Origin of the sequence: Candidatus Poriferisodalis sp. (genome assembly GCF_965204125.1) — a bacterium.
Taxonomy (GTDB): domain Bacteria; phylum Actinomycetota; class Acidimicrobiia; order Acidimicrobiales; family Poriferisodalaceae; genus Poriferisodalis.
Genome location: NZ_OZ241968.1, coordinates 892137 through 908720 on the forward strand (window position 1 = coordinate 892137; position 16584 = coordinate 908720).

General features: G+C 68.7%; 9 protein-coding genes. 2 read left to right on the forward strand and 7 right to left on the reverse strand.

The annotated features are described in order from the left end of the window. Nucleotides 1-72: 72 nt before the first annotated feature. The 7 genes from ACOGXD_RS04330 to ACOGXD_RS04360 all read right to left on the reverse strand — a co-directional run bounded on the left by ACOGXD_RS04330 (nucleotide 73) and on the right by ACOGXD_RS04360 (nucleotide 12564). Entirely contained in the window at nucleotides 73-5007 is a 4935-nt protein-coding gene (locus ACOGXD_RS04330) for an Lhr family helicase (RefSeq protein ID WP_419917348.1), read from the reverse strand. 93 nt (nucleotides 5008-5100) lie between these two features. Beyond that, a complete protein-coding gene (locus ACOGXD_RS04335; protein ID WP_419916691.1) occupies nucleotides 5101-5304 on the reverse strand; it encodes a CDGSH iron-sulfur domain-containing protein in 204 nt (67 codons plus the stop codon). Continuing rightward, the gene (locus ACOGXD_RS04340) at nucleotides 5297-7552 is read right to left on the reverse strand and encodes a HelD family protein (RefSeq protein ID WP_419916692.1); all 2256 of its coding nucleotides are present in this window, start codon (nucleotides 7550-7552) and stop codon (nucleotides 5297-5299) included. The genes ACOGXD_RS04335 and ACOGXD_RS04340 overlap by 8 nt, the downstream gene beginning before the upstream one ends. A gap of 177 nt (nucleotides 7553-7729) precedes the next feature. Further along, the gene (lnt, locus tag ACOGXD_RS04345; RefSeq protein ID WP_419916693.1) at nucleotides 7730-9169 is read right to left on the reverse strand and encodes an apolipoprotein N-acyltransferase; all 1440 of its coding nucleotides are present in this window, start codon (nucleotides 9167-9169) and stop codon (nucleotides 7730-7732) included. Between the two features lie 55 nt (nucleotides 9170-9224). Further along, on the reverse strand, nucleotides 9225-10760 hold the full coding sequence (gene hemG, locus ACOGXD_RS04350; RefSeq protein ID WP_419916694.1) for a protoporphyrinogen oxidase: 1536 nt from the start codon (nucleotides 10758-10760) through the stop codon (nucleotides 9225-9227). A gap of 51 nt (nucleotides 10761-10811) precedes the next feature. Further along, nucleotides 10812-11918: a uroporphyrinogen decarboxylase gene (gene hemE / locus ACOGXD_RS04355; protein ID WP_419916695.1), complete on the reverse strand. Its 1107-nt coding sequence runs from the start codon at nucleotides 11916-11918 to the stop codon at nucleotides 10812-10814. Between the two features lie 292 nt (nucleotides 11919-12210). Continuing rightward, nucleotides 12211-12564: a hypothetical protein gene (locus ACOGXD_RS04360; RefSeq protein ID WP_419916696.1), complete on the reverse strand. Its 354-nt coding sequence runs from the start codon at nucleotides 12562-12564 to the stop codon at nucleotides 12211-12213. A 546-nt stretch (nucleotides 12565-13110) separates the two neighbouring features. On the opposite strand from ACOGXD_RS04360, the gene ACOGXD_RS04365 reads away from it, so the two are divergent. Both ACOGXD_RS04365 and ACOGXD_RS04370 read left to right on the forward strand, forming a co-directional pair. After that, a complete protein-coding gene (locus ACOGXD_RS04365; protein ID WP_419916697.1) occupies nucleotides 13111-14634 on the forward strand; it encodes an ATP-binding protein in 1524 nt (507 codons plus the stop codon). A 537-nt stretch (nucleotides 14635-15171) separates the two neighbouring features. Then, nucleotides 15172-16569, forward strand: coding sequence for a Druantia anti-phage system protein DruA (locus tag ACOGXD_RS04370; protein ID WP_419916698.1), 1398 nt, complete (start codon nucleotides 15172-15174; stop codon nucleotides 16567-16569). Nucleotides 16570-16584 lie beyond the last annotated feature (15 nt).

Consider the following 16584-nt stretch of genomic DNA (forward strand, 5'->3'; position numbering starts at 1 on the left):
GCCTCCCGGAGAGGTTGCAGACCAGCGCGCAACTCTACGCACGCCGACCTGCTGCCCATGTTCAGGTTTTTCTCAGGTTCGCAGCGTGGGACCCCGGTAGCCGGGGGTGAAGCCGTGCTCTATGAGCAGGTCATGAATCGGGTGCTCAGCTGCGGGGCCGGCATCGATGCGGGCCAGCTCGACTCTGGCGAGCCGGCCGTCGGCGAGTGCCTGGCGCAGCGCGCCGACCCAGCGGAGGTCGGCTGCGGCGTGCTCGAAGGTGTGCAGCGAGCGCCCGCCACGGTCCAGCGCTACGAGCGGAGTGCCGTCGGCCAGCACCACGTGCGCGCCGGCAGTTCGGCTGGGCCGGCCGTCGCTGGGCGGCCAGCCGAGTGCGGCGCCGTAGGGCTGGGCCGGGTCGGCCGCGCCGAGCACCACCACGCCGTCTGAGCTCTCTCGGAAGTCGCGCAGGCGCTCGACTGCGGCGGCGGTGGCGAACTGTGCCGCGCCGAGGCCCTCGACGAAGTGTCCACGCCGCACGCTGCCCCGTTCCTCGAGCGCCCGCAGGATGCCGTATGCCGCTGCGAAGCCCCCCGGATGGCCCTCGGCCAGCACGCCCGGGCGGGTGACGATGCCATGCCGCTCCAGCAGCGCCTGCGCGCCGCCGTGCGCCCGTTCGGTGGGTGACGGTGCTGGCTCCCGCAGCAGCGAGGTGAGCGACCAGCGGCCTGCCGCACTCGGCGGCCCGCCCGAGCGCAAGCGGCCGGGGCGTCGACGGGCCGGGCCCGAACGGGTCAACACGCCCGACCGGCCCCGGCGAGCACCCTGTCGGGCGCCTGCGGCTCGGCCAGCGCCGGAAGATCGGCTGGCTGACTTGCTTCGGCCGCTGCGACGGGGTCCAAGGGCTCGCAGCGGGGCAAGCGTGTCGTTGGTGACCAGCCCTGCCCACACCAAATCCCACAACGCGGCCAGCACCTGCTCGGACACGCTTGAGAGGTCGGCCGGCCCGTCGCTGTGAGCGGTGGCGGCGTGGGCGGCGCTGAGCAGGTCAGGCCAGAAGGCGGCACCGTGCTCGCCCAGGTGAGCGAGCACTGCCGCGGCCACAGGGTCTTCGGGTTCGGTATCGGTCGGCGGTGCCAGGGTGGCGATCTCGTCGCGCCAGTAGAGACGGATGCGGCCGTCGTTCGGGCCGAGCGATCCCGCACCGATCCACACCAGCTCGCCGCTCGCGAGCAACGCGTCCAGATCGGCACCGCTGTAGCGGGCGACACGTGCGGGCAGCACATCGGTCTCCAGAATCGAAGCGGCCACGGGTGCGCCCGCGAGCTGGGTGATGGCGTCGGCCAGCGCATCGGCACCCCGCCGTGGCCGGTCGATGCTGTGCCACGCAGCCAGGAAGCGGGCATACGCCTCGGGCGGCACCGGTTCCACCTCGCGCCGCAGCCGCGCCAGCGAGCGCCGTCGCACCGTTCGCAGCACCGATGTGTCGCACCATTCGGTGCTGGTGCCGTCGGGCCGGAATGCACCCCGGGTGACCCGCTTGGCTGTCTCGAGCCGGTTGAGCGCCGCAGTGACGCGCACGACTGCAATGCCCAGCCGCTCGGCAACAGCATCGGCTTCGAACGGCACATGCGTGGATGCGAAGCGGGCCACCAGCTCGTCGAGCGGATCGGTTCCCGGCGTCAGCATGTCGACGGTCAGCGCGGCAGGGAGACCCACGGGCAGGGCGCACCCCAGCGCGTCCCGGTACCGGGCGGCATCCTCCACCGCCACATACCGGGTCTCGCCGGCCACCCGCAGCTCCACGGCGCGACGCTCGGCCAACAGCTCAGCCAGCCAATCCTCCCCCGGCGCGCTCGCCTCACAGCGGTAGGAGATCTCCTCGGCGGTGAGGTCACCGACCCGGCTGAGGACGTCGGCGAGCTCGTCGGCGCTGCGGGCGCGGCGACCGTCGGCCAATCGCTGCAGCTCCAGCTCGAGCGTGGCGAGCACCTCGGCGTCGAGCAGCTCCCGCAGTTCCTCGGCGCCGAGCAGATCGGCCAGCAGGTCGCGGTCGAGCGCCAGGGCAGCGGCCCGGCGCTCGGCCAGCGGCGCGTCGCCGCCGTACATGAACACCGAGATCCAGTCGAACAACAGGCTCTGCGCCATCGGCGAGGCGCCGTCGGTGTCGACGGTGACCATGCGGATCTTGCGCGACCGGATGTCGGACAGCACCTCCGCCAGTGCCGGCACATCGAACACTTCCTGCAGGCATTCCCGGGAGGTCTCCAACAGCATCGGGAAGCTCGGGTACTTCGCCGCCACCTCCAGCAACCCGGCAGAGCGCTGGCGCTGCTGCCATAGCGGCACCCGCTCACCGGGCCGGCGGCGAGGCAGCAGCAGCGCACGGCCCGCGACCTCCCGGAAGCGCGACGCGAACAGCGCCGTCGAGGGCAGATGACTCACGATGGCGTCCCGCACCTCGTCGGGGTCGAGCGCCAAGTCGGTCGCATCCAGCACCGGGGCGCCGCTTGTGCCCGGCGAATCCCACGCCGATCCGTTGCCGGCCGCACCGTCGGGCTCGTCGGGCGACCAGACATCGGGCAGCCGCAGCACGATCCCGTCGTCGCTCCACAGCAGCTCCACGCCGCCCATGCCGTTGACGTCCCCGCTGCCGGCGGCCTGCTCGGCGAGCTTGGCCTGCAACGCGATGCCCCACGGCGCATGCACCCGGGCGCCGAACGGGGTGAGGATGCAGATGCGCCAGTCGCCGATCTCGTCGCGGAAGCGCTCCACCACGATCGTGCGGTCGTCGGGCACCGCACCGGTCGCCGCTCGCTGCGCGTCGAGGTAGCGCAGCACGTTCACTGCGGCAGAGCGATCAAGACAGTTCTCCCGCTGCAGCTGTTCCACGAGCTGAGCGGTCGGCTCTGCGGCTTTGGAAGCTCGACGGGGCGGCGCCACACCGCCGCTTGCCTCCGATGACGGCTGGCCTGCCGAGTCCACGTCGCCGCGCCGGGCCATGACCGCAGCGCTCTCCGCTTCGGCATCGAGCTGCATCAGGTGCGACTCAAGATCCGCCGGCAGCGCGTCGCCGATCGTGCGGATGAACGCCCCGACCGCCCTGCCCAGCTCCAGCGGTCGGCCGGGCCCGTCGCCGTGCCAGAACGGCATCTTGCCCGGCTCGCCCGGCGCAGGCGTGACCACGACCCGGTCGAAGGTGATCTCAGCGATCCGCCACGTCGACGCTCCCAACAGGAACGTCTCGCCCACCCGGGCCTCGTACACCATCTCCTCGTCGAGCTCGCCCACACGCGACCCGTCGGTGGTGAATACGGCGTAGAGGCCCCGGTCGGGAATCGTGCCGGCATTTGTGACCGCCAAGCGGCCCGCACCCTGGCGGGCCCGCAGCATCCCGGTGGTGCGATCCCACACGATGCGCGGCCGCAGCTCGCGGAACTCCTCGGACGGGTAGCGGCCCGCCAGCAGGTCGAGCACCGAGCTGAACACCTCCTCGCTGAGCTGCTCGTAGGGCGCGGCCCGCCGGATGACAGCCAGCAGGTCGGGCACCGACCAGTCGTCGACCGCGACCATGGCCACGATCTGCTGGGCCAGCACATCGAGCGGCTGACGGGGGTAGCGGATCGACTCGATCTCGCCGGTGCCCATGCGCTGCGCCACCACCGCCGCCTCCACCAGGTCGCCCCGGTGGCGGGGGAAGATCTTGCCGACGCTGGGCTCGCCCACCTGGTGCCCGGCCCGCCCGATGCGCTGCATGCCTGCCGCCACCGACGGCGGCGAGGCCACCTGCACCACCAGGTCGACCGCGCCCATGTCGATGCCCAGCTCCAACGACGAGGTGGCCACGATGGCGCGCACCCGGCCCGCCTTGAGATCGTCCTCGATTCCGAGCCGCTGCTCACGACTGAGCGAACCGTGATGCGCCCGCACCAGCTCGGCACCCTCGGGCGGCGAGGTGCCTTCGGCCTCGGCGGCCCGGTTGAGCCCCTCCAGATGCAGCTCGTTCAGTCGGGTGGCCAGCCGCTCGGCCAGCCGGCGCGCATTGGTGAAGATGATCGTGGAACGGTGCGCGTAGACCAGCTGCAGCAGCCGCGGATGAATCGCAGGCCAGATGCTGTTGGAGTGCGTCTGCGGCGATGCTGTGTCTGATGGCGCCACGGCCGGCGGCGGCGCTGTGTCTGATGGCGCCACCGCAAGCGGCGGCGCGAAGTCATCGTCGTGGTCGACGCGCACGGCGCCATTGGGTGCAGCGTCGGCACTGGCAGCCGCCAGATCGCCCATGTCGGACACGCCGACAATGACCTCTACGTCGAGCTGCTTGGTCATGCCGGCGTCGGTGATCTCGACATGACGCGAATCGGGACGCTCCGGATCGCTGCCGCCCAAGAACCGGGCAACCTCAGACAGCGGTCGCTGCGTGGCCGACAACCCGATCCGCTGCGGAGGCTCAGCCGTCAGCTCGCACAGCCGCTCCAACGACAGCGCCAGGTGCGTGCCCCGCTTGGTGGCGGCCACCGAATGGATCTCGTCGACAATCACCCACCGCACCCACCGCAGCGTCTCGCGCGCCTGCGACGTCAGCATGAGGTACAGCGACTCGGGCGTGGTGATGGCGATGTCGGGCGGCCGGGTGACCAGCCGCCGGCGTTCAGCAGCGCTGGTGTCGCCCGTGCGCACCCCCACCGTCGGCATATGCACGTCGACGCCCAGCCGCTCGGCGGCCAGGCTGATGCCGGCCAGCGGCGCCCGCAGGTTCTTGTCGACATCGACCGCCAGCGCCCGCAGCGGCGACAGGTACAGCACCCGGGTGCGCTCCGCATGCGCCGGCTCCGGCTCGCTCATCACCCGGTCGATCGCCCACAGGAACGCGGCAAGCGTCTTGCCCGACCCGGTAGGCGCTGCAATCAAACAATGGCGCCCCGCCGAAATGCTCTCCCACCCCGAGACTTGGCACTCAGTAGGCGCCGCAAAGGTAGAAGCAAACCACTCCGCCGTAGGCGCGGTAAACGACCCCAATGCCGGGTGCATCCGACCCGCAATGTCGCCCTCAGAGGCAGAACCAGCCATCCAAGGCCATTACTACAGCCCCGGTGTCACACCCGCCTTCGCAGCGGGCGCGTCCTAGCTGGGCGGATTCAGCGTGCCGTCGAACCCCTGGTTATGACTGCCATCACACATCGGCTTGGTATTCGACTCACCACACCGGCAAAGCGCAACAACCGCATCGCCTTCAGACAGCGTGTTCCCCTCGTGGTCCGATACCTGGCAAGGACCACGCACCAGCAGCGGTCCATTGTCCAGCACGGTCACCGTGACATCAGCCATGCGAATCTCCCGATCTCGCCTCTGCCGCAGCGGCGTTTGCGGCAATGCGGCCAGTGTTGCACGCCCCAGCGCCGTGTGACGCAGCAGCCGAGCGGAGCGGTTCGGGCAGCGGGCGCGACGACACCACCGCAACGCGCTTGGTGGCACGGGTCAGCGCCACGTACAGCGCCCGCAGGCCCTGCGGCTCCTCGTCGACCATTGCGGCCGGCTCCACCACCACCACGCCGTCGGTTTCCAGCCCTTTGCACAGCCGCACCGGCGCCAGGGTCACATGCGGGTGCAGCGCTCCGGTGGCGTTGCGGCTCGCCGCAGTGGCACGGCCGAAGTCGACGCCGGCGGAGGCAAACAGCTCGGCGATGCCGTCCATGTGCTCGGCGGGCGACACCACCAGCATGCTCCCGCCGTCCAGCTCGGCCGCTTCGGTGACAACCGTGTCCAGCACGGCCGGCGCTACGCCATCAGGCGCTGTCACGAAACGGGGCGGCGAGCCGTCGATGCGCACTGCAGCGGGCGGGGCCAGGCCGGGCGCAGCCGCAGCGAGCACCTGGTTGGCCAGCTCGAGGCTGGGCTGGGGGATCCGGTAGCTCAGCGTGAGCTCGGACAGCCGTGGCGCAACGGGCCCCGACGGCAGGTGGGCCAGAATCTCGTGCCAGCTCGACGGCGCATGCGCGGAGGTGGCCTGGGCAATGTCGCCGACCAGCGTCATCGAGCCGTTCAGCGACCGGCGGGCGATCATCCGCAGCGCCATCGGCGGCTGGTCCTGGCATTCGTCCACCACGATGTGGCCGTAGGTGCGCATCTCGGTGTCGCTGCGGCGCTTGCGCGAGCGCGACCGGGGCCCCAGCACGGCGTAGGCCTCGTCGAGCACGGGCACGTCGGCGTCGCTCCACTCGTAGTCGGCCTCGCTATCGCCCCGGGGGCGGTACAGCTGCTCGGTCTCGGCGTCGGCCAGCGCCCCGTCGGCCGCCGACCGCAGCAGCGCACGCGAGCCGTAGAGGTCGCGCAGCAGCTGCGCGGGGGTCAGCAGCGGCCACATGCGCTCGAACGCCTCCATCACCTCGGGATGGCGGGAGAACCGTTCGCGCAGCTTGGACGGGTCGGGGCGGCGGCGGTGCGAGGCCGACATGGCCGAATAGACCGCCTGCTCCACGTACGCCCGGCCCGCGTTGTGATGGCGGAAACGGCGGCGAGCCTCGGCCACGATGGCCCTCGACGTGCTTGCCGCCAGCGTGACGTAACCCAATCCGAAGTCGAGACGCAGATCGCCGCGCAGCGGGCGCTGCCGGTCGCGCACGGCGTTCTTCACCACCTGCGACATGCGGACATCGCCCTTAATGCGCGCCACGTCAGCCGTGTCGGCCAGGCGTACCCGCACGTCGGGGAAGATCTCGTTGATCAGGTCGGCCAGCACGAACAGGTGCACACCGGCTTCGCCCAGGCTGGGCAGCACCCGTTCGACGTAGCGCAGGAAGAGCCGGTTGGGCCCCACCACGAGCACGCCCTGCCCGGCCAGCGGGAACCGGTACGTGTACAGCAGGTAGGCGGCGCGGTGCAGCGCCACGATGGTCTTGCCGGTGCCGGGACCGCCTTGTGTGACCAGGATCCCCTTGCGCGGGCTGCGGATGATCTCGTCCTGCTCGGCCTGGATCGTGGCCACCACCTGGCGCAGCTGGCCGTCGCGGCGCTGCTCGAGCGCGGCATACAGCGCCCCGTGGGCGTTCAGCCGGGAGCGAGGGCCGTCGCCGCTCTGGCCGTCGAGCGCATCGAGGTCGAAGAACTCGTCTTCGAGGTCGGCAAGCACGCGGCCGCGGCACACGAAGTGCCGCCGTCGCAGCAGGCCGAGCGGGTCGCCACCGGTGGCCCGGAAGAACGGCTCGGCGATCGGGGCCCGCCAGTCCACCACCACCGGCTCCTGGCGCTCGTCGGCTACCGCAAGCCTGCCGATGTAGAACGTCTCGCTGGCGCCATTGCCGTCAGGACTGCCGTCGGACTTGTCAGCATCGCCGTTCGGCCCCGCGGACCGGTCGATGCGGCCGAACACCAGCGACGACGAGCCGAGCTCGAGCTGGCTCAGGCGCCCTGCAACGGCGTCTTCGATGACGTCGCGTTCGAAGCGGGCCTGCCGTGTGCCGCCGCGACCCACCTCGACCATGTCGCGCAGCCGCGTCACTCGCTGCCGGGACGATTCCAGCAGCGCGTACGCACGGTCGATATGAGCTTGTTCTGCCTGGATTTCCGGATGGCTCACGCTTGGCTCGTCACCGCTTTTGAGGCTGATCAAGGCTACTCGCGGCTCGTCATCCCTCCGCACGGCCGGACTTGAGGCGGCGCGAACAGGTGAACCTTCTCGTTGTCGTACCTGTTGTCTCCCGCTCTTGTTCGCTGCCGCTCACGGGCCGCTCGGGCCACGGCTTCGCCTGCCGGCTCAGCCTCTGCGTCGGCCGGCTGGCAAAACGCACCAGGCGAGCAGCACGGCGGCTGCCACGATCAGCGGCCACGAGCCCAGCGTCAGCGCCGGGGTGCTGCCTGAGCGAAGCTCGACTTCGCCGGCCAGCACGATGGATTCGCGCAGCTCGCTGCGGTGAGTGACCTCGCCGTCGGGCGACACGACGGCGCTGTAGCCGGTGGTGGACGCCTGCAGAACCCAGCGCCCGGTTTCGACTGCCCGCAGCCGTGCACTGGCGAGCGATTGGGAAGGCACCACCGAGGTGCTGTACGACGACGCCAGCGTGGGGTTCGCCACGATTCGGCCGCCGGCCTGTACCCCGTCTCGCACGAGATCGCTGAAGTACACCTCGTAGGAGGTGACGACGGCGATGTCGCCCAGCGAGGTCGAAAGCACGCCGGGACCCTCGCCGGCGATGGCTTCGCGGGAGATCAGCGACAGGTCGGCGAACGGTTCCACCACGCTGCGCAGCGGCACGTATTCGCCGAAGGGCACCAGGTGGGCCTTGTCGTAGCGATCTGCCAGGCCCGTGGCGGGGTCGATGGCGACGGTGGCGTTGCGGAACCGTTGATCATCGGCGCGCTCGTAGAAGTTGGCTATGAGGACCGTGTCGCGCCAGCCGGCCAGCGCTTCCAGCTCGGCCAGGTTGTCGGAGGCCTCCAGCGGGCCGTCGGCCGACGTGCTGCTCTCGCTCCACACCATGAGGTCGGCATTGCCCTGCCAGGCGTTGGTGGTGTCGAGGTGCCGCAGCCGCACGCTGCGCTGCGGCGTGTCGACGTTGGTGCCCAGTTCGCCGCCGGCCTGGACGACAGCCGCCGTGACGGTGGCGTCCACCGTGGTGGCGGGCCACGCCAGCGCCGCGATGGGCGCGGCGATGGCCACCACCGCCGGCCAGGACACGGCACACCACTCCCGCGCGCAGAGGCGCTCGACGATGACGGCACCCACGCCCACGAGCGCGACCACCCCCAGCGGACCTGCAAGCACCGCGGTGCCCAGCCACGGCCCGCCGACCTGACCCAGCGCCAGATTCGACATGGGCACGCCGCCGAAGGGCACCTGCCAGCGCACGGCTTCGCCCAGCACCAGCGCGGCGGGCACGCCTAGCGCACGCCATCGGCCGCTGGCGGGAACGAGCGACAGCGGCAGCGCCATGATGAGCGTCTCGACCGGCACTGCCGCGATCCATCCCGGCACGGTCAGCTCGGTCATCCAGAACAGCCCGAGCAGGTAGGCGCCCAGCCAGAAGGCCGCTGCCACCTCGAGCCGGTCGCGCCAGCGCTGCGCTCCCCGGTTGCAGAAGCGCAGCCACAGGCCGATGCCGACGGGGCCGAGCGGCCACAGCCCCCACGGCGGCAGCGACAGCATGGTGAGCGCTCCGAGCACGAGCGCAAGGCCGTCGCGCAGCAGCCGGTTCACGGCGAGGCAACCGTTCGGCCGTCGCACGGCAGCCGATCGGCGACGGCTGCTCGACTCACGGCGAGCTGGAGGCGGGGACCGAGGCCAAGTGCTGCACGACGGCTGCTGCCGCCTCGTTGCCCTGCCGGATGCATGCCGGAATGCCGAGGCCCCGGTAGGCGGCCCCGGTCACGAACACGCCCGGCATCTCGCGTGCCAGCGCCTCGGAGATCCGGTCGACGAGCTGACCGTGTCCGGGCCGGTACTGCGGCAGCGACTGCGGCCAGCGCGAGACCCTCCACTCGGCGACAGCGCCGGGGTCGCTCAGGCGCCGCAGCGGCGGCAGGCTCGACAGCTCACCGAGAACGGTGTCGCGCAGCTCGGCATCGTCAAGGCGCGTGTGTCGGTCGTCGTCGTCCCGGCCCACTGACACCCTCAGAATTACATTCCGGCTGTCGTCGGGTTGATCACCACCCGCAGCCCAGTTGGGCCACTTGGCCGAGCCGTAGCTGCAGGCCGTCGTGAGCCAACCGGTATTCCGAGTGACCAAGAATCCGGCCTCGTGCGGTGCCTCGATGGCGTCGGCGCGGACGCTCAGCGTCACGACGGCAACCGACGCGTACTTGATGAGGCCAAGCGCCGCCGCAGCGTGAGGTGCGGCCGGCAGCATCTGCGCTGCTGCGTAGGCCGGTGCAGCGATGATGACCGCGTCTGCATCGAGTACCTCGGAACCTGTGTCGACAGCGAATCGAGTGCTGGGGCGTCGGATTGCTTCCACCGGGGTGCCCAGGCGCAAGACGCATCCGTCCAGCCGCTCCGTCAGCGCTTGGATCAGCCGGCCCATCCCGCCTTCGAAGCTGCCGAAGATCGGTGGGGGGCCGGAGCCGTCTGCGGCAGGCGCAGGCTGCATCCGGCGCAGTCCTCTCATGAGCGATCGGCTGCGCTCCAGCGCTTGGCCGAGGATCGGCGCCGAGGTCGCGGCGTCGATCCGGTTGATGTCGCCCGCGCTGATGCTGCCGAGCAGCGGGTCGACCACCTGCGACGCCACGGCCTCACCGAGCCGGGCGCGCACGATGTCACCGACGCTGGCGGCGCCGGGACGCACGCTCACAGCGCGTCTGCGGCCCTCGATCATGATGTCGGTGCCATTGGGGCCTCGCCGACGTTCCGTGAACCGCCGCGGCAACACGTAGTCGGCCGCAGCCCGCAGCGTGCCCAGCGGGCCGAGCAGCGGCGAGCGGACGAGCGGACCCAGCCGTGTGGGCACCCCGCCGATCAAGCCATCGGGCAGCGGTGCCAGCCGTTGGCCGCGCGAGCTAACCCGAACGACCGAGGCGCCGCCTACCGCCGGCGAAATGCGCTCGGCTGAGATGCCCAGCTCGTCGCACAGCTCGATCGCCCAGGGCACCCGCAGCAGGAACGCATCGGCGCCCTCGTCCACAAGCCGCCCTTCGAACGGCGTCGAGAGGATCTTGCCGCCCAAGCGCTCGGCGCTGTCGATCAGCACCACACGGGGCACTTCGGCCGCCGCGTCGGCAGGGTGCAGCAGGCGGTAGGCGGCAGTCAGCCCGGCGATGCCGCCGCCGACCACAACAACCCGCTGAGTTGTCATGCCGACAGGTCACCACGACTGCGGGGTGCCACGACGCAGTCCACCGCTCGCTCAGTCGGGTTGTTTGGGCAGCGGCCGCCGGTACGCGTGCACATGGTCGGTCAGCCGTTCGAGCACGGCAGGGTCGGTCTCGGGCAGCACGCCGTGGCCCAGGTTGAAGATGTAGCCGCTCTCGGTCGTGCCGGCGGCCAGGATGCGGTCGGCGGCGGGACGCACGGCATCCCATCCCGCCACGCACAGGGCCGGGTCGAGGTTGCCCTGCAGCGCTACGCCGGGCCCGACCCGCTCACGAGCCACCTCGAGCGGCACCCGCCAGTCCACGCCCACCACGTCGGCGCCCACCCCGGCCATCTGGTCGAGCAGCTCCCCGGTGCCCACGCCAAAGTGCGCCCGGGGCACGCCCAGGTCGGCCAGCTCGTCGAAGACCCGCTTGCTGTGAGGCGCCACGAACGCCGCATAGTCGGCGGGCGACAGCGTGCCCGCCCACGAGTCGAACAGCTGCACGGCGCTGGCGCCGGCCAGCACCTGCGATCGCATCGAGGCCACGGCTATGGACGCCAGCCGTTCCATGAGGTCGTGCCACAGCGCCGTGTCGGTGTACATGAGCGACTTGGTCCGCAGGTGCTGGCGGGAAGGTGCGCCTTCGACCAGGTAGCTCGCCACCGTGAACGGCGCCCCGGCGAAGCCGACGAGCGGCACGTCGAGCTCGGCGGCCAGCAGCCGGACGGTGTCGAGCACGTACGGGGTGTGCGCCTCGGCGTCAAGCTCCGGCAGCCGATCCAGATCAGCGCGGCTGCGCAGCGGTTGGCCGGCCACCGGCCCCACGCCGGGCACCACGTCGATCCCGAAGCCGACTGCGGCGGCCGGCACCACGATGTCGGAGAACAGCACCGCCGCATCCACCCCGTAACGGCGCACCGGCTGCAAGGTGATCTCGGCGGCAGTGGGCGGATCGGCGATGGCGTCGAGAATGCTGCCCTGCCCTCGCAGCGCCCGGTATTCCGGCAGCGAGCGCCCGGCCTGCCGCTGGAACCACACCGGCACCTGCTCGGTACGCCGGCAGCGGGCCGCCCGCAGGTACAGGCTGTCGCCCAGCCGGTGGATCGGGTGATCCGCCGGCAGCACTGCGGCCGGCGCCGCGGCAGTTGACTCAGCCATGCGCTGCGAACGGTACCGGCACGAGCCGAACTCACAGGTCCCGAAGGTCCACCAAATCAAAGACTCCAGCGGTTTCGTAACTCCGAATGACGACGAGAGTTGAACCGATGATCGTCCAGCGGTTCATCGGCGATCGAGCAGTCAGTCGAAATCCTGGCAGTTCGTCACGAGGCCGGTCGGCGAGATCTGCGAGTCCGATAAGCAGCCGCTCTCGGTCTTCGTCGCTCTTGCCATCGGCCCACTCATCAAAGCAGCGGTGTGGATCAGCTACGCGCCAAGTCACGCCACTGGGTCATGCAAGGCTGACAGGCTCGCCACGACCCGCCCGTCGAGCCATCTCGCGAAGCTCTTCAGGAGAGAGAGAGCTCCGTCGCTCCACCTCATCGGGTGCCAGCGAGGACGAAGTGGATTCGATGGCCGCCAGCTTGTCCATGAGCTCCCCGAAACCGGCCTGACCGAGGAGTCCTTCGAGGAGCGCTGTCGACATTGCCGTTTCATTCCAGTCGATGCGGGAAACATCGAATCCGGCAAGGTCGACGAGCACCCGGAACGCGTCACGCTGGACGGCTTCAGACTGGAAATCGTTGACTACCGCTGCGATTTCGGGCATGACCTCTAGCCAAGCGCTGAGCTGCGTGTCGCTCACCCTGTGGACTCCTCCCGGCTTGCGGCCGGAACCCCTGTGGTCAACCGTTGCCCCGCAGGGTACCCGCATGACCAGAGGACGCTGTTCGGCGCTCCTCGAACCGGCCGCCTCCGCAACTGGCGCTGGGCAGACGCGGGAACGGCGAGATAGAGGCCGCGCCCCCGAAGTGGCGTGCAGGTAGTGTCCGACGAAGCTATTGGCTCGGCCGAAGACGAATCCAAAACTGTCCTAAGCAAGAACCCGGTATGCCGCGGTTCGCTCGGCTCAACTCTCGCAGGTGTTCAGCCCCGAAGGCAGTTTGCTGCATGAATCGTTCGCGCGTAGCGGAGAACTTCAGCCCAACGGGCATCGCGCGGCTCCTGTTCGCCGACGACGCAGCAGGTCCAGCAGCGCTGGTTGCATTACATGTGCTTCGTCATTGCGCACCCAGCGGCACCTTTGTGGAGAACCGCCGCCTGCAACGCACACCGTGCGTGGCCAATTCAGACCGGGTAACTGACCGCCAGCGGTCGACTGCGCCGATCGCTGCAAATGTGTAGCAACCTGATGTCGAATCCACCGGCAGAGCGACGCCCTCTGCTCAGCAAAGCGACGGGAGACGCGAAATTGCCCCTGTCAACTGAAGTCGACCGAGGCCGATCGCTAGTCGAGATCGGGAATTTCTTGGTGGCGACCCGCGACGCTGGCTATCGCTCCGTAGCGAGCGCGGTGTCGGAATTCGTAGACAACTCGATTCAGGCGGGGGCACAGTCCATCAGAGTGGATGTTGCCAAGAGCGACTGCACTGAGTTCCCGATCGAAATCGCCGTGACAGACGACGGCATGGGCATGAACGCTGCTGAGCTGTCCGGCGCTCTGACTTTCGGAGGCAGCTCCAGATTCGGCGACCGCTCGTCACTAGGGCGCTTCGGCATGGGGCTTCCCAACGCGGCACTGAGCCTCGCTCGCCGCGTCGAGGTGTACAGCTGGCAGTCCGACAGCTCACTGCTGAGCACTCTCGATCTGGACGAGATCGTCGGCGGCGACACCCGATTCGCGTTGCCTGCGAATGCCGAACGGCAAACGGTCACTGCGGATAGTCCGAGTGGGACGCTCGTGCGTCTGCGAAGGTGTGACCGACTCGGATATCGGCGCCCATCGACGATCGCCAACAAGCTCGCCGACTCGCTGAGTCGAACGTACCGTCACTTTCTGGGCGCGGGGCTCTCGATCGTTGTGAACGACAAGCCCCTAACCCCTGCCGACCCTCTCTTCTTGAGCACAGGAACGGCCCATACAGCGAAAGCGTTCGGCGAGCCTCTCGCGTACGAACTAGCCACTGCAGCCGGACACGGCACAGTCGAAGTCATATTCACCGAACTCCCAGTCGAAGCCTGGTGCGATCTGTCTGTTCAGCAGAAGCGTCGAATCGGCATCACGAACGCTGCCAACGTCTCGATCGTCCGCGCTGACCGGGAAGTCGATTCGGGATGGTGGTTCATGGGCGGCCGACGGCGTCAGAACTATGACGACTGGTGGCGTTGCGAGATCCGTTTCGACCCGGTGCTAGATGAACTCTTCGGCATCACGCACACAAAGCAGCAGGTAACCCCGACCCCGCACCTGAACGACTTGCTGTCCGCAGACCTCGGGCCGATCGCAAATGCGCTCAACGCTCGTGTTCGACGCCGCTTCGAACTCGTCAAGGTCCGCGGCCCGTTAGCTGATGCGGCGAGAACCGCCGCCTTGTGCTCGGAATCGCTTCCGCGTCTCGGCCCCGGCCCGAGCGCGTCGGCCGTGTACCGGCTAGAGGTCGGCGAGATCGCCGGGACATCGGCGCTCACGGTCGAGACCGAGGGGCAGGACATGTCCGTGGTCGTCAACGAGCGCCACCCGCTCTACCGAGACGTGCTTCGACCCCTCACAGAGAGCGCGACGCCAGCTGATCAACGCACAGCGAAGCGGGTCGGCCTAGTTCTTCTCGCGTTGGCGCGTGCTGAAGCCGCCGCCGGCCCCGGGCACTCAGGCCATGCAGCAGCACAGTTCCGCTCTCAGTGGTCAGACTTCGCTGCGACCTACTTGAATGCATGAGCACTAGTCGTGACTTGGTTGACACTGCGATGCCCCGAGGGACTACCCGAGGAGGATCACCAGGCCCTGATGTCATTGACACTGGCACTCAGTAGCGGCAACGCACCGACGCGGCTGATTGGCGACGAGTTCCGCCACCCGGCCGGTGAAGCAGCAGCACGAGTTCTCATCGACCTGCATCTGCAGGGGTGGTCGATTCGACTGCAGGACTGCACGAACGTGGAGATCCGCGCACCGGAGCGAGCCGATGATGCCGAATACGAGAAGCGCAGGGTCAGACACCAGGAGTTGCTCAAGCGAGACGAACAGCTGAGCAAGCCGTCCATTACTCGATTCATACGAAGTATGGAAGCCCCGCGCGAGCACCGCGGCAAGCTGGTGTCGATCTTCGACCTGATGCGCGACGGCCCGGAATTGGCAACATCGCTGAAGCGCATTCGCCGCTCCGAGTTCGACAGCGACAGAGTGCGGTCCGTAGTGGATCCGTATATCCAGATCGTCGAATCACCGAGACGCGACAAGTGGACAGGCATTCGGTTGAGCGACATCTGGCGCTACTTCCGACATACCTGGTCCAATCAGCACGCCACCGTTCCTGGTCGGACGATGGCTTTGCTCGTTCGTGACCGCGCGGCCGCCAATCACCCGGTGATTGGCATCGCTGCGCTCAGCAGCGCAATTGTGCAGATGGACAAGCGTGACAGCTGGATCGGGTGGCGTCCGAAGGACGTACTGAGCGAGCTGTCCGACAATCCTTCGGGGGAACATGCCCGTTGGCTGGTCAGCCGACTGGAACAACGCAAGAGCGAGGTCTACATCGACGATCTGATTCGGGACGAGTTGTTCTGGCCAACGCTGTGGGAATGTCCCGCGACGGAGTCCATCGAGGCGCTGAGATCCGAGGCAACTGCGCGGCGCGCCGATCACCTGCGGCTTGCTCGCCGTGACCACGTCGCCACGCTTGGTCGCGATTGTGCTGACTATTGGGAGGCTCGCGCAGAATCGGACCTGTACCGAGCCAAGCGGTGCCTGCTACTTGCGGATCTGATGCGCGACAAGGCAGCGCTGCTTCGATTTCTCTACCCGAAGGCACGCGCTGCAGGGCTTCGTTCCGCCTTGGAAGACCCAGAGGCTCGCCGGGCGATCATGTCGATTGCTCGACGAGCCAAAGCGGACACCGTCGGTACTGAGATAGCTGACCTCTCCGTTTGCGGCGCCGTCGCTCCCTATAACGAGATCATCGGCGGGAAGCTCGTTGCGATGTTGGCGATGAGTCCCAGCGTGGTGCGTGCCTACCAACGCAAGTACCGGCACTACGAGAGCGAAATCGCATCGTCGGTCGCTGGCAGGCCTATCAGCCGCGCATCGCGACTGGTCTACATCGGGACGACATCTCTCTACGGGATCGCTTCAAGCCAATACAACCGTGTCAGCATCCCGGCAGCAGTGCTGGACGCTGACGCGGACTTGCGGCTAGAGCGCTTGGGACGCTCGCGGTCATTTGGGACATCCCACTTCTCGGCCGACACCGTCGCCGCTCTCGTCCGGCTCTGTGAACAGACCAGCAACGGGACTAGAGTGAACAGCCTCTTCGGCGAAGGCGTTAACCCGAAGCTCCGAAAGGTACGTGCCGGGCTTGATGCACTGGGATGGCCCTCGGATCGCCTGCTTCGCCACGGCCGCGAGCGCCTGATCTATGGCGTGTCGCTGGTGCACAATCTCCGCTCGTACCTGCTGGGGATGAACTCGCGGCCTCGGTACTTGGTACGGAGCACCACGACCGATGACGTACGCCGAATCTCGGGTTGGTGGATGACACGATGGTTGTGGGGCCGCATCGAGTCAGCGGACGTTCTCGACCGTGTCGCGTCCGATACGACGGAACGACCAGTGCGGCATAGGGCCCGCGTTGCGTTACCCGCCGGTAGCAACTAGCGCGGGTGGTCGCGG